This is a genomic window from Micromonospora sp. SD12, from assembly GCF_052068495.1.
GTDB lineage: Bacteria > Actinomycetota > Actinomycetes > Mycobacteriales > Micromonosporaceae > Micromonospora > Micromonospora echinofusca.
In genome coordinates, this window is sequence record NZ_JBQHDF010000011.1 from 59,853 (window position 1) to 72,836 (window position 12,984).

Sequence of the window (12,984 nt, forward strand, 5' to 3'; positions counted from 1 at the left end):
CGTGTCGCCGCTGCCCACCCTGGCCGTGGTCGGGGCGACCGGTGCCGTCGGCACCGTGATGTGCGAGCTGCTCAGCGGCCGGAAGAACGTCTGGGGCGAGATCCGGCTGCTCGCCTCGGAGCGCTCGGTCGGGCGGCGGCTGCGCTGCCGGGGCGAGGAGTTGACCGTCCAGGCGCTGACCCCGGAGGCGTTCGACGGCGTCGACGTGGCGATGTTCGACGTCCCCGACGAGGTCTCCGCGCAGTGGGCGCCCGTCGCGGTCAGCCGCGGGGCCGTGGCGGTCGACAACTCCGGCGCCTTCCGGATGGACCGTGACGTGCCGCTGGTGGTGCCGGAGATCAACCCCGAGCAGGTACGCAACCGGCCGAAGGGGATCATCGCCAACGCCAACTGCACCACCCTGGCGATGATCATCGCCATCGCCCCGCTGCACCGCGAGTACGGGCTGCGCGAACTCGTGCTCGCCTCCTACCAGGCGGCCTCCGGCGCCGGACAGGGCGGCGTGGACACCCTGCACGCCCAGCTCACCAAGGTCGCGGGGGACCGGGTGCTCGGCTCCCGCCCCGGCGACGTACGCCAGGCGGTCGGCGACGACGTGGGCCCGTTCCCCGCGCCGCTGGCGCTCAACGTGGTGCCCTGGGCCGGCTCCCTGGTCGACGCGGGATGGTCGTCCGAGGAGATGAAGCTGCGCAACGAGTCGCGCAAGATCCTCGGGCTGCCCGACCTCAAGGTCTCCGCCACCTGCGTACGGGTGCCGGTGGTGACCGGCCACTCCGTCGCGGTGCACGCGGTCTTCGCCACCGAGGTGGACGCCGAGGGCGCCCGCGAGGTGCTGCGGAACGCGCCCGGGGTGATCCTGGTCGACGACCCGGGGGCGGGCGAGTTCCCCATGCCCATCGACGCGGTCGGCACCGACCCCTCGTGGGTGGGCCGGATCCGCCGTGCCGTCGACGACCCCCGTGCGCTGGACTTCTTCGTCACCGGCGACAACCTCCGCAAGGGCGCCGCCCTCAACACGGCCCAGATAGCCGAACTCCTCGCCAAGGAACTGACCCCCCGCTAACCCCTCCCTCTCGCGTCGATCATGGCTGCGCGGGACCTCGACGGCCGGGCGGTGTTGGTCCGCCCGGCTCGATACCGCAGGCATTTTTATGCCGCGGAGATATCAGCCGTCCGGTGGTGGTGGTTCGTCGGCCAGCACACCTAGGCCGGGGCGAGGCGGGTGGCGTCGCGGCCGTGGCGTTTCACCGCGTAGAGGGCCTGGTCGGCGCGGCGCAGTGTGGCTTCGGGGGATTCGCCCGGGCGGGGGAGGGCCACCCCGACGCTGATCGTGCGACCGATCCGCCGCGCCGCCTCGTTCAGGCGCTCGGCGATGCGTACGGCCTCCTCGGGGCGGCCCACCTCGATCACCGCCACGAACTCGTCGCCGCCGACGCGGTAGAGCTCGTCGCCGTGCCGCAGCGCCCCTTCCAGGGCCCGGGCCAGCCGGACGAGGACGCGGTCGCCGGCCTGGTGGCCGTACGTGTCGTTGACGGTCTTGAAGCCGTCCACGTCGATGGCGAGCAGGGCCGTACGCCCCGGGGTTGCCGCCGCGATCCGCTGGCCGAAGGGCCCCGTGTGCCGCAGCCCGGTCAGCGGGTCAGAGTCGGCCTGCTCGCGCAGGCGGGCCAGCGTACGCAGCCGGTCCAGGCAGCTCCACGCCTGACCGGCGAGCAGCTCCAGCAGGTTGACGGTGGTCGGATCGGGGCGCAGCATCCGTTCGTCGGCGACCAGCAGCACCCCGCCGTCGTCGGGCTGGCCGACCGGCACCGCGACCAGGGTGCGCACCCCGGCCCGGGTCAGCGGCAGGTGGTCGGGGATGGGCGGGTGTCTCGCCTCGCCGAGCGTGTAGCCCACGCCGTGGCGGTGGGCGCGGGTGACCAGCCGGTCCAGCGCGGCCGGGCCCGCCTCGGCCAGCTCCGCCCGGATCCGACCCTCCAACTCGCCCGGGGTGGCCGGCGGCGTGCCGAGCCGGGGCCCGCTCGGGCCGGTGAGCACCAGCACCGCCGCGGAGAGCGTGGAGACGTCCCGGGCCGCGGTGATCGCGGCGGCGAACAGATCCCACTCCGTCGACGCCGAGGTCAGCGCGGCGGCGTGCCGGAGGAGCTTCTCGCTGCGGCTCTCCGCCGGTGGCCCGCCGAGCGCCACGATCCGGGCGCCGAGCCGGGCCGCCAGCCGCTCGGCGGTGTCGCGCCACGGCCCGAGGTCGGTCGGACCGCACCACTGGAGGTCCAGCACCCCGATGGGCCGGCCCGCCGGGTCCAGCACCGGTACGCACACCTCGGCGGTGACGTCGGGGCGTACCGGGATGTAGTCGGGGTCGTCGGCGACGTCGGGCACGACGGCGGTCCCGCCGGAGGCGTACACCCGGCCCACGATCCCGGTCTTCGGCGGGACGGTGGAGAAGACCTGCCAGGACCCGGTGGCCGCGACGCAGCGCAGCCGGTCGTGGACGTGCAGCAGCACGGAGATGGTGGCCGGCGCGTGGCGGGCGAGCGCCGTGACGGTCCACCGGCACGCCTCGACGACGGTCGACGCCATGGGGAGGCGGACCGTGACGTCTCGGATGACTCGCTCGTGATCCACTCGGCACGTCGTTCCAGGTAGGGAGGGCTGCGACCGGCGGGCGGGCCCGCGATCAAGCGTACTCAGCGGACCGCCGTACCGCCGTGGCCAAGATCGTCAGCGTTCTTCGTACACATGTGCCATCCACAGGCTGTGGACAGGGCCTGTGGGTACGGGCGGGCCGCGCGCCGGGGCTCGCGGCGATAGCGTGGGGGTCCCGGTCGAGTGGAGGCACCGATGCTCATCGCCCAGCTCAGTGATCCGCACCTGACCACCGGCGCGCTCGCCGCCGAGCCGGCCGCCGGCCTGCACCGCGCCCTGGGTCGGGTGCTGGCGCTGAACCCCCGGCCCGACTGCGTGGTCGTCACCGGTGACCTGGTCGAGCGTGGCCGCCCCGACGAGTACGCGACGCTGCGCGAGATCCTCGGCCGGTTCCCGCTGCCGCTGCACCTCGTCGCCGGCAACCACGACGACCGCGAGTCGCTGCTGGACGCCTTCGGCGGCACCCCGTGGCTCGGCGGTGGCTTCTCGGCCTACTACCACGTCGACCACCCGGAGGCGACCGTCGTGGTGCTGGATTCCCTGATGCCGGGCGGGGGCGGCGCCGGCTGTCTCGGCGAGGACCAGCTCGGCTGGCTGGACGGGGTGCTGGCCGGCCGGCCCGAGGTGCCGGCGGTGGTCTGCCTGCACCACCCGCCGGCGCCCGTCGGCATCCCGTTCCTCGACGACATCCGGCTGACCGACGGCGACGGGCTGGCCGAGGTGGTCGCCCGGCACCCGCACGTCGTCCGGGTGCTCGCCGGGCACGTCCACCGCCCCGTGACGGTGAACTTCGCCGGCACGGTGCTCACCACCGCGCCGAGCACCTGGCGGCAGAGTTCGCTCACCACCAGCCCCGACGAACGGTTCGGCTGGGTCGCCGAGCCGACCGGCTTCCTGCTGCACCAGGTCGCCGGAAGCGGCTGCGTCACGCACCTGGTGCAGGCCAGCCACGCCGCCGGTATGACCTGCGACCTCTGACCGCCGCCGGGGTGGGCGAGGTCTGGTATGTCGCGTACGGCTCGAACATGCACGCCGACCGGATCGGCTTCTACCTGGCCGGGGGCTGCCCGCCCGGCGGGCGCCGGACCTACCCGGGCTGCCGGGACCCGCGACCCCCGAGGCGTACGGTGCCGGTTTCGCTGTCCGGCGGCGTCTACTTCGCCGGCGAGTCCCGGGCGTGGACCGGCGGGATGGCCTTCTACGACCCGGCGCTTCCCGGCGAGGCCGCGGCCCGGGCCTACCTGCTCGACGGCGGGCAGTTCGCCGACGTGGCCGCCCAGGAGATGTACCGGGAGCCGGGCGCCGACGCCGACCTGGTCGCCGAGGCCGTCGCCACGGGGAGGGCCACCCTCGGCCCGGGCCGCTACGAGACCCTGCTCTGCCCCGGCCGGCTCGACGGGCTCCCGCTGCTGACCTTCACCGCCCCGTGGGCGGCGTCCGAGGTGCCGTGGCGCGCCCCGGCCCCCGCCTACCTCGGCATGATCGCCCGCGGCCTGCGCGAGTCGCACGGCTGGGACGCGGACCGCGTCGCCCGCTACCTGCTGGCCCGGCCGGGAGTCGCCGGCACCTGGGATGCGGCGGCCGTCGCGGCGCTGATCGCCGGGACGGACCGGCGCGAGGCGCCGGGCTGACCGACGCACCGTACGGCCCCCGGCTCCGAACGCCGGGCGAGGGCGGGACGCGCGGTGGCCGCGTCCCGCCGTCCGGCGACCCCGGCGGTCGGTCGGACCATCGGCGCACGTCCCGCCGGCCGGCAGCCGATCAACCGGGCGGACGCAATTGCCCGGGGCGGTCGTTTCACCGTCCACAATCACCACCGGAGATCGATAACCTCGGCCGGCCGTGCGGGTGCGCGGCTCGTCCGCCGGCTCAACGACCGGCCGTCTGTGTGGGGGAATCGCATGAGGAGAAGGCTGATCGGTCTCGCGGTGGCGCTCGGCGTCGCGGTGGGCGTTTCGCTGACCGTCGCCGGCCCGGCCCAGGCCGCCACCCCGGCCGTCCAGATCACCAAGGCCTACTACAACTCGCCGGGCGCCGACAACCGCTCGAACTCCAGCCTCAACGCCGAGTACATCCGGCTGACCAACCGGCGCTCCACCACGATCAACCTGAAGTACTGGACGCTGCGCGACCAGTCCAACCACGTCTACAAGTTCTCCGGCGACTTCCGGCTCGCCCCGGGCGCCAGCGTCTTCGTGCACACCGGCAAGGGCACCAACAGCTCGACCCACCGCTACTGGGGCTCGGGCGCCTACATCTGGAACAACACCGGCGACAAGGCGTACCTGCGCAACTCGGCGGGCACCCTGATCGACTCCTGCTCGTGGGGGAGCAAGGGCAGCTACACGTACTGCTGAGGGCGGGCGCCGGCCCCGGGCAGCCGGGGCCGGCAGCACGCCGTCGACACTGCCGGGCATGTCGGAAACGCCCGTCCGGACGGGCCCCCGGTCGCGGGCATGCCCAGCTCCGGGGGTACGCCCCGGTCGACGGGGACGGGCGCCGATGAGAGGCTGTCGGCGACGCGGCGGCGATCCCCCACCGGCGTCACCGCGACCGAACACTGCCGACGGCGCGGCCAGCCCCCGGGGTTGACCGTCACCCGGGTGCCCGCGCCGGCTTCCCACGAGGAGTTCCATGTCCATCCCCGGGATGCGCCGGGCCGCCATCGGCCTGACCGCGCTCGCCGTGACCGCCCTCGGCGCGGTCACGACCACCCCCGACCAGGCGGACGCCGGCCCGAAGCCGGTCGCCGTCAAGCTGCTCGCACTCAACGACTTCCACGGCAACCTCGAACCGCCGTCCGGCTCCAGCGGCACCATCGCCGGGCAGCCCGCCGGCGGGGCCGAATACCTCGCCACCCAGCTCGCCGAGCTGCGCAAGCGCGCCGCCAAGGAGCAGAACACCATCACCGTTGCGGCCGGCGACCTGATCGGCGCCTCCCCGCTGCTCTCCGCCGCGTTCCACGACGAGCCGACCATCGAGGCGCTCTCGCTGGCCGGGCTCGACTACGCCAGCGTCGGCAACCACGAGTTCGACGAGGGCGCCGCCGAGCTGCTGCGAATCCAGAACGGCGGCTGCCACCCGGTCGACGGCTGCGCCGACGGCACCCCCTACGAGGGCGCCGGCTTCCAGTACCTCTCCGCGAACGCGTTCAAGACCGCGACCGGCCAGCCGCTGCTGGCCCCGTACGCCATCCACAAGGTGCAGGGCGTCAAGGTCGGCTTCATCGGCATGACGCTGGAGGGCACCCCGCGCATCGTCAGCCAGCAGGGCGTCGCCGGCCTGACCTTCGCCGACGAGGCGCAGACCGCCAACCGGTACGCCCGCGAGCTGCGCCGCAAGGGCGTCGAGACGATCGTGGTGCTGCTGCACGAGGGCGGCACGCAGGAGGCCACCGGCGGCATCAACGACTGCAAGGGCATCTCCGGCCCCATCGTGGACATCGCCAACCGGATGGACCCGTCCATCGACGTGGTCGTCAGCGGCCACACCCACCAGGCGTACAACTGCGACATCGCCGGCAAGCTGGTCACCAGCGCCAGCTCCTTCGGTCGTCTGGTCACCGACATCGACCTCTCCATCGACCGGCGCACCGGCGACGTGATCAGCGCCAAGGCCGAGAACGTGGTGGTCACCCGGGACGTCGCCCCGGACCGGGCGCAGACCGACCTGATCAACCGCTACAGGACCGTGCTCGGCCCGGTGGCCGGCCGCGAGGTCGGCCAGACCACCACGGAGATCAAGAAGACCCAGGAGACCCTCTTCGGTACGACCATGGGCGAGTCGCCGCTGGGCAACCTGATCGCCGACGCGCAGCTCGCCGCCACCGACGGCGAGCAGGGCGCGGTCGCCGCCTTCATGAACCCCGGTGGCGTACGCGCCGACCTCGACGCCGGGCCGGTCACCTACGAGGAGGCGTTCACGGTGCAGCCGTTCGCCAACAACCTCGTGACGCTCGACCTCACCGGCGCGCAGCTCTACTGCCTGCTGGAGCAGCAGTTCGTCACCGGCCGGACGCTCTACCCGTCGTCGACCGTCCGGTACGTCGTCGACCCCGCCGGCACCACCGGCACCGCCGCCGACGTCTGCTCCGGCACCCGGGTCGTCCGGGGCAGCCTCACCCTCGGCGGTACGGCGGTCACCGCCGACGCCACGTACCGCGTGACGGTGAACAACTTCCTCTCCGGCGGCGGTGACGGCTTCACCGTCCTCACCGGCGGCACCAACGCGGTCACCGGCATGATCGACCTGGACGCGTTCGTGGCCTACCTGACCGCCGAGTCCCCGGTCTCGGCGCCGGCCCTGGACCGCATCCGCACCACTGCGGAGGTCCCCACCGCCTGACGGCGGACGCACCAGTCGACGGGCCCCGGAGCATCCGCTCCGGGGCCCGTCGTCGTCCGGCGCCGCGCCCGCGGCCACGATTCGCGGGCGGGCGCGGTCAACCGGGGACGATCACCCTCGCAGGGTCGGGCGGGCGCGATCACCCCTGCACAGTCGGACGGGCGCGGTCAGGCCTTGGCAGCAGCCGGCTCGGCGGCCGGCGGGGTGGCCGGCGCGCGGCCGTCCTGGGCCGGCGTGAGCAGCCGGCGCAGGGAGAGCGCGATGAGCGAGGCCACCAGGCAACCGCTGACGACCGCCACGACCCAGACCCGGCCGTTGGCCGCACCGAGCAGCGGGCCCGCCGTGACCGGGCCGATCACCCCGCTGATGCCGAAGATCATCGAGCTCATGGCGTTGTACCGGCCGCGCAGCGCGTCCGTGGCGAGCGCGTTCGTCAGCGCCGGCATCACCGGCGACAGCAGGGTCTCGCCGAAGCCGAAGATCGCCGAGCAGGCCACGACGCAGAGGGCGGCAACCAGCGCGTTGCTCGGGCCGACCACGCCCCCGGCGCCCAGCACCAGCCAGGCGATCGCGAAGACCGCGCCCACGACCGCCAGCCCGCCCGTCCGGCTGCGCCCCTCCATCCGCCGCAGGACCAGCAACTGGGAGAGCACGATCATCACCGTGTTGCCGGCCAGCGCCCAGGCGACCACGCGCGGCGTCACCTCGGCCACCCGCACGGCGTACGCGGTGAAGCCGACCTCGATCTGCGCGTAGCCGCAGGTGGTCAGGACCAGGCCGAAGATGACCAGCCGCCGGAACGGGCGGTCACGCAGCACGGTGAGGTAGCCGCCGGCCGACGCCCGGTCCCCGCCCGTCGCGGCGGCGAGCCGGTGGCCCACGTGCGGCAGGGTCAGCAGGATCAGCGCGGGCATCAGGTAGCTGATCGCGTCGAGCACGTAGATCGCCTGGAAGGTGACCGCGCGGGCCGTGTCGACGATCGCCCCGGAGGTCAGGCCGCCGAGGCCGATGCCGAGGTTGAGCAGGGCGAAGTTCAACCCGAAGACCCGCTGCCGCTCGTCGGCGTCGGTGAGTGAGGCGAGGATCGTGTTCTGCCCGGGCCAGATGACGGAGCTGCCCATCGCGACGAGCGTCATCACCCCGAACGCCGAGGCGCTGGAGTCGACCAGTGCCAGTGACCCGGTGCCGACCGCCTCGATCACCAGGCCCGTCAGCAGGATCCGGCGTGCGCCGAACCGGTCGATGAGCGTGCCGCCGACGGGCGACAGCGCCAGGGTCACCACGCCGTACCAGCCGATCACCAGACCGGCGCGGGTGTCGGAGAGGCCGCGGACGTCGGTCAGGTAGATGAACAGGAACGGCAGGGTGAGGCCGCGCCCGATCGCCGACAACAGCGTGCCGATGAGCATCCGCCGAGCTTCGGAACGGCGGGGCAGGGCGCGACTGAGCATCCCCCGATTCTGTGTGCTGGGTGTGACACAGCGCGAGGCCTTTTGGCGCCGAGTTTCCCGTTCGCCCTGTGCGGGGGGTCACAGGGCGGGCGTGCCGGCGGGGCGTCGTACCTCTCTGCGATCCTGGTCGCGATGACCACCACCTGGCGACACCTGCCCGCACCGGCCCGCGAGATCGCCGCCGCCACCACCGACGCGGTCGCCGCCGCCCGCGAGCGCGCCCCCGAGGCGTACGACGTCGCGGTGGCCCGGCTCGCCGCAGCCGACCGGTCCGGCCTGGTGCTCGGCGCGGTGGTCCGGCTGTTGCTGGAGGAGACCCACCCCGACGGCCTGGACGGCGACGACGTCCGTCAGGTGCTCGAAGGCTGCGTGCGTGACGCCGCGCAGTGGCAGCCCGACGTCGACCCGCACGTGGTGCTCGTCCTGCTGGCGGGCGCCCTCGGCGTCTACGACCCCGACGGCGACGAGTCGCCGCCCGACCCGCCCGCCGTGGCGCGGCACGGGCCGCTGCTCGTCGCCGACCTGCTGGCCGCCACGGGGCGGCCCCTCGACGGCTACCTGACGGCCGCGTTCACGGAGATCGCGCGCACCGAACGGCAGGACTGACCGGCCCCCGGGGACCGGCACTCGACTGGGGAGGGTCCGACATGACCAGCAAGTTCACCGAGCTGGCGATCGACTGTGCCGACCCGCACGGTCTCGCCCGGTTCTGGTGCGCCGTCCTCGGCTACGTCGTGCAGGACGAGGACGACGGAACCGTCACGATCGGCTCCCCTGCGGTGCCGGAAGGCAGGGACCGCCCCGGCCCGGTGCCGCCGACGTTGACGTTCGCGCGCGTGCCCGAGGGCAAGACCGTCAAGAACCGGCTCCACATCGACGTCAACCCGACCGACATGGACCGGGACGAAGAGGTCCGTCGCCTGCTCGACCTGGGTGCCCGGCACGCCGACGTCGGCCAGGGCGATGAGCGCTGGGTCGTGCTCGCCGACCCGGAGGGGAACGAGTTCTGCGTCCTCGCGGACCGCTGCCCCTGACCGGACGCCGCGCACCGCGCCAACCTGGTTCCGGATCGCCTACGGTGGGAAGAACGGTCGGAAACGAATCAAGGCCCCTCGCTGGAGGGGCCTTGACCTGTTCTTACCTCTGGTCGGGGTGGCCGGATTCGAACCGACGACCTCTTCGTCCCGAACTGTCGGCGAGGCGGTGGGAGCGGGTGGCGTTCGAGGTCATCCGGCCTGCTGAGGGTCGTTCGGGTCGGGTGTGGTCGGTTCGGTTGCTGTACTCCGCTGCTGTACTTCCTCGGCGGTGCGCAGGACGTTGTGGGCAGCGGTCACCACCGGACAGCCTGCGGTTCGACAGACCGGGCAGCGTCCGTCGGGTCCGGGTCGGTGGTGGCGGAGGATGGCTCGGGCGGTGAGGATCAGCCGGTTGCGGATCTGGGCCAGGGACAGGAACGGTGCGGTCACCGCTCAGCCCACCCCGAGGGTTACGGCGAGGTGGGTGAGCGTCGTCGGGGCGGCGGAGTCGCGGGAGATCTGGGCGAGCATGTCGCGGCCGGCTGGCCGCTGCCGGATCTCGGCGGGGGCGATCCGGTCGGCCTCCACCAGGACCCGGCCGGCACCGACCGGGTCGTCGGCGTGCAGGTACGCGCGGGCGACATCCACGAGGTACGCGGCGCGGTGTTCGGCGCTCAGCCACCGCCAGCCGTCCCGCACGGTCACCCTCTCGTGCCGGGCCACGGCCTCTTCGGCGTCGCCCCGTTCCACCGCTATAGCGATGCGGGCCAGCTCCACCGCCGTCGGCCCGAAGCCGGTCCGATAGTGGTCGTGTCCGTCGCCCACCCACGCCGCCATCTCGCCCACCCACGCCGCCATCTCGCCGGCCTCGTCGACCAGGTCGACGGCGGCCCGATCGTTCCCGTCACGGGCGGCGGCCAAGGCGGCCTGCACCAGCAGCGTCCCGCACAGCGACAGCTCCGCCGGGTCGCCGGACCCCATCGCCGGCGGCGCGATGCGGTACGCGGCGGCCAGCATCACCGACTTCGCCACCCGCGCCCGCCCGGAGGCACGCAACACCTGCCCGAGCTGTACCGCAGTTGCAGCCACCAGGATCCGGTCGCCGGTGGCGGCGAGCATCGCCCGGTCGACGGCCAGCCACGCCACGTCGGGGGCGCCGAGCTTCACCAACACCGACCCGGTCACCCGATACGCCTCCACCAGCGGCGTCCGCCCCGCGCCGGGATCGCGAGCATGGGTGCGCTGCGCGTCGGCCAGCAGCCCCGGCACCAGGTCGACCACCTGCGGGTAGCGGGCGTGCTGGTAGGTCGTCCAGACGTGCGCGGCCTGCCGTACCAACCGGTCGACCGGCAGCACACCGTGGGCCGCCGGGCGTTCCAAGGCGATCTCGTACGTCGACAGAGCCGCCCGGATCCGCTCGACACCCTCGACGCGCTCGGTCATTCCGGCAGGCTTGACGTCCCGGCCGAGCAGCACCGCCGTGTCGATGCGCAGCACGGCGGCGATGTCCTGAAGCGTCGACACCTTGTCCAGCGAACGGACACCCCGCTCGACCTTGTCCACCCAACTCTTCGACTTGCCCAACCGATCCGCCAACACCTGCTGCGACAGCTTGCGCCGCCCCCGCCAGTACGCCACCCGCCGACCGACCGGCAACAACTCACTGCTGTCCACGACGCCACCGCCGATCCGGCACCGCCCGGGTCGTCTCCTCGGCCGGTATTCGATCCGCCTCAGCCTGCGCGAGAATCCGCCGTCGCGCCGCTTCCCGTTCCGCCTGCTGAATCTGTTCGCCTCGGCCTTCGGCTGGAGCGTCGTCGCTCATTCCCGCCTCCGCTGTGAAGAGGGGACGCGGCGGCACTGCTCTTGGAAGGGACCAAGCCGCCGCGCCGGCTGGCGACGCGTCCGAGCCCGGTGCTCACACCGACCGCACCCGCCGCGTCTGGGAACTACTCTTGTGACCGCACAGCTACGCACGGAAGCGCCTCGATGCTTTCAGGACCTTTCACAGGGGATCCGATGGATGACCTCGGCGCACAACTGAGGCAGGCTCGTACCGAGGCCGGCGTGACGCTGGCCTCCATCGCGGCCCGTACCTGCTACTCGGCATCGCACCTGAGCAACGTCGAGGCGGGACGCCGGACCGCGACGCCGGACATCGTGCTCGCCTACGCGCGAGCGTTGGGAGACCCGGACGTGAGACGCAGGCACCTCCTCAAAGCCGCCACCATCGGCCCGATCGCCGCCAACGAGCTGATCCGATCCGGCTTCACCGCTGCCCTCGCCGGCCGCCGCGACAGCGAGGACCGCTGGCGCGACCGGGTCGACCAGTACGGCCGCGACTACATGGAGATCGGTGCCGACAGCCTCCAAACCCGGCTCGCCGGTGACCTCGTCGTCCTGCAACAGCAGCTCGACTCCCCGACCATGTGGGCGACCGCCGCCCGCGCGCTCACCACCTACGGCAAGACGACCAAGGACCCGACCGAGGCGATCGGCTGGTACGACACCGCCCGGATCGCCGCCGACCGCTCCGACGACCTCGCCGTCCGGGTCTGGGTACGCGGCCGGGCCGCCATCGCCCTGGCCTACGAAGGCGCCGCCCTCCCCGTCGCCAAGCGGTACGCCGACGAAGCCATTGCCCTGTCCGACCGGCCGTCGCTCGGACGCCTCCAGGCGCTGATGGCTCGTGCACACGTCGCGGCCGGACGAGGCGACATCGCCGGGGCCATCACGGCTGACGAAGACGCACGACGGATCTTCGACCTAGCTGCCTCACCAGACGCGGAGATCTCCGACGCCGCCGTACCCGCCTGGCGAATGGCCACCTTCCGATCGATGCTCTACGCCCGACTCGGCATGGTCGGCCCCGGCGAACAGGCCCAAACCGATGCCGATCGACTCCGACCGCCAGCGCTGACCCGGTTCGCCACCCATATCGAGCTACACCGCGCCCTCATGATGACCAAGTCTGGAGACCGATCCGGTGGACTCACGTACGCCCGACGAGCCTGGGCGACGCTGCCAGCAGACCGCCGCTCGCAAACCCTCGGACTGGTACTGCAAGAAGTCGAGCGAGCAGCACGCCAACCCACCTGACCCCCGCTGGGGGGAGGCGTTCTCAAGCTGTCGGCTGCTGTCAGCTGGTGGTGAACCGCGTCGACGAGCATGCGCCGCATGTCGTCGGTTGACGTTCCGGGCCGACTCGCATCAGGGCTCACGCTGCCTTCTTGCTGCCTCGCTGACTGGCGCCTCGCTTGCTAGCTCTGTGCAGCAGATCCGCCCTCGCCGAGGAGCAGTCGTGTCGGAGCACCTTCCGCCTCTGGACTCCTCGTCACGTCGCCGTCTAGCGCGGTTGCTGTCGGCGTTGCTGGTGCTCACCGGTGACATAACAGACCTAGGAGCTGCGTGGGATGGACGTCACACAAGCGTGTCCGGCTACCCTCTGGCTGACCTTATAACCGCGCCAGCCACCTCCGAAGGAAGCCCATGCCTCCGTCGCGTCGAGCTCCCGCGACCGCCCCAAG

At 72.9% G+C, this 12,984-nt stretch carries 11 protein-coding genes; 8 read left to right on the forward strand and 3 right to left on the reverse strand.

Annotated features, from left to right (window positions below):
- The first annotated feature begins 1 nt into the window (after position 1).
- A complete protein-coding gene (locus ACTMS2_RS20625; protein ID WP_357722441.1) occupies positions 2-1,063 on the forward strand; it encodes an aspartate-semialdehyde dehydrogenase in 1,062 nt (353 codons plus the stop codon).
- Positions 1,064-1,203: 140 nt separating this feature from the next.
- Here the strand turns inward: ACTMS2_RS20625 and ACTMS2_RS20630 are convergent, their stop codons facing one another.
- Positions 1,204-2,625 (reverse strand): diguanylate cyclase, encoded by a 1,422-nt coding sequence (locus tag ACTMS2_RS20630; RefSeq protein WP_441176867.1) that lies wholly within the window; start codon positions 2,623-2,625, stop codon positions 1,204-1,206.
- 216 nt (positions 2,626-2,841) lie between these two features.
- Between ACTMS2_RS20630 and ACTMS2_RS20635 the strand changes: the two genes are divergently transcribed.
- The 4 genes from ACTMS2_RS20635 to ACTMS2_RS20650 all read left to right on the forward strand — a co-directional run bounded on the left by ACTMS2_RS20635 (position 2,842) and on the right by ACTMS2_RS20650 (position 6,990).
- Positions 2,842-3,624, forward strand: a complete 783-nt coding sequence (locus ACTMS2_RS20635; protein WP_363625522.1) for a phosphodiesterase — start codon at positions 2,842-2,844, stop codon at positions 3,622-3,624.
- Positions 3,625-3,635: 11 nt separating this feature from the next.
- The gene (locus tag ACTMS2_RS20640; protein ID WP_441176868.1) at positions 3,636-4,277 is read left to right on the forward strand and encodes a histone deacetylase; all 642 of its coding nucleotides are present in this window, start codon (positions 3,636-3,638) and stop codon (positions 4,275-4,277) included.
- Positions 4,278-4,547: 270 nt separating this feature from the next.
- Positions 4,548-5,003: a lamin tail domain-containing protein gene (locus tag ACTMS2_RS20645; protein WP_441176869.1), complete on the forward strand. Its 456-nt coding sequence runs from the start codon at positions 4,548-4,550 to the stop codon at positions 5,001-5,003.
- A 277-nt stretch (positions 5,004-5,280) separates the two neighbouring features.
- Positions 5,281-6,990, forward strand: coding sequence for a bifunctional metallophosphatase/5'-nucleotidase (locus ACTMS2_RS20650; RefSeq protein WP_441176870.1), 1,710 nt, complete (start codon positions 5,281-5,283; stop codon positions 6,988-6,990).
- A 167-nt stretch (positions 6,991-7,157) separates the two neighbouring features.
- Here ACTMS2_RS20650 and ACTMS2_RS20655 read toward each other — a convergent pair whose 3' ends face one another.
- The gene (locus ACTMS2_RS20655) at positions 7,158-8,441 is read right to left on the reverse strand and encodes an MFS transporter (RefSeq protein ID WP_441176871.1); all 1,284 of its coding nucleotides are present in this window, start codon (positions 8,439-8,441) and stop codon (positions 7,158-7,160) included.
- Positions 8,442-8,573: 132 nt separating this feature from the next.
- Between ACTMS2_RS20655 and ACTMS2_RS20660 the strand changes: the two genes are divergently transcribed.
- Together ACTMS2_RS20660 and ACTMS2_RS20665 are read left to right on the forward strand one after the other, a co-directional pair.
- Positions 8,574-9,047, forward strand: coding sequence for a hypothetical protein (locus tag ACTMS2_RS20660; protein WP_363625514.1), 474 nt, complete (start codon positions 8,574-8,576; stop codon positions 9,045-9,047).
- A gap of 41 nt (positions 9,048-9,088) precedes the next feature.
- Positions 9,089-9,475: a VOC family protein gene (locus ACTMS2_RS20665; RefSeq protein ID WP_441176872.1), complete on the forward strand. Its 387-nt coding sequence runs from the start codon at positions 9,089-9,091 to the stop codon at positions 9,473-9,475.
- 435 nt (positions 9,476-9,910) lie between these two features.
- Here the strand turns inward: ACTMS2_RS20665 and ACTMS2_RS20670 are convergent, their stop codons facing one another.
- Complete coding sequence (locus ACTMS2_RS20670; RefSeq protein ID WP_441176873.1) at positions 9,911-11,131, reverse strand: helix-turn-helix domain-containing protein; 1,221 nt, start codon at positions 11,129-11,131, stop codon at positions 9,911-9,913.
- Positions 11,132-11,476: 345 nt separating this feature from the next.
- On the opposite strand from ACTMS2_RS20670, the gene ACTMS2_RS20675 reads away from it, so the two are divergent.
- A complete protein-coding gene (locus ACTMS2_RS20675) occupies positions 11,477-12,556 on the forward strand; it encodes a helix-turn-helix domain-containing protein (protein ID WP_441176874.1) in 1,080 nt (359 codons plus the stop codon).
- Positions 12,557-12,984: the final 428 nt, after the last annotated feature.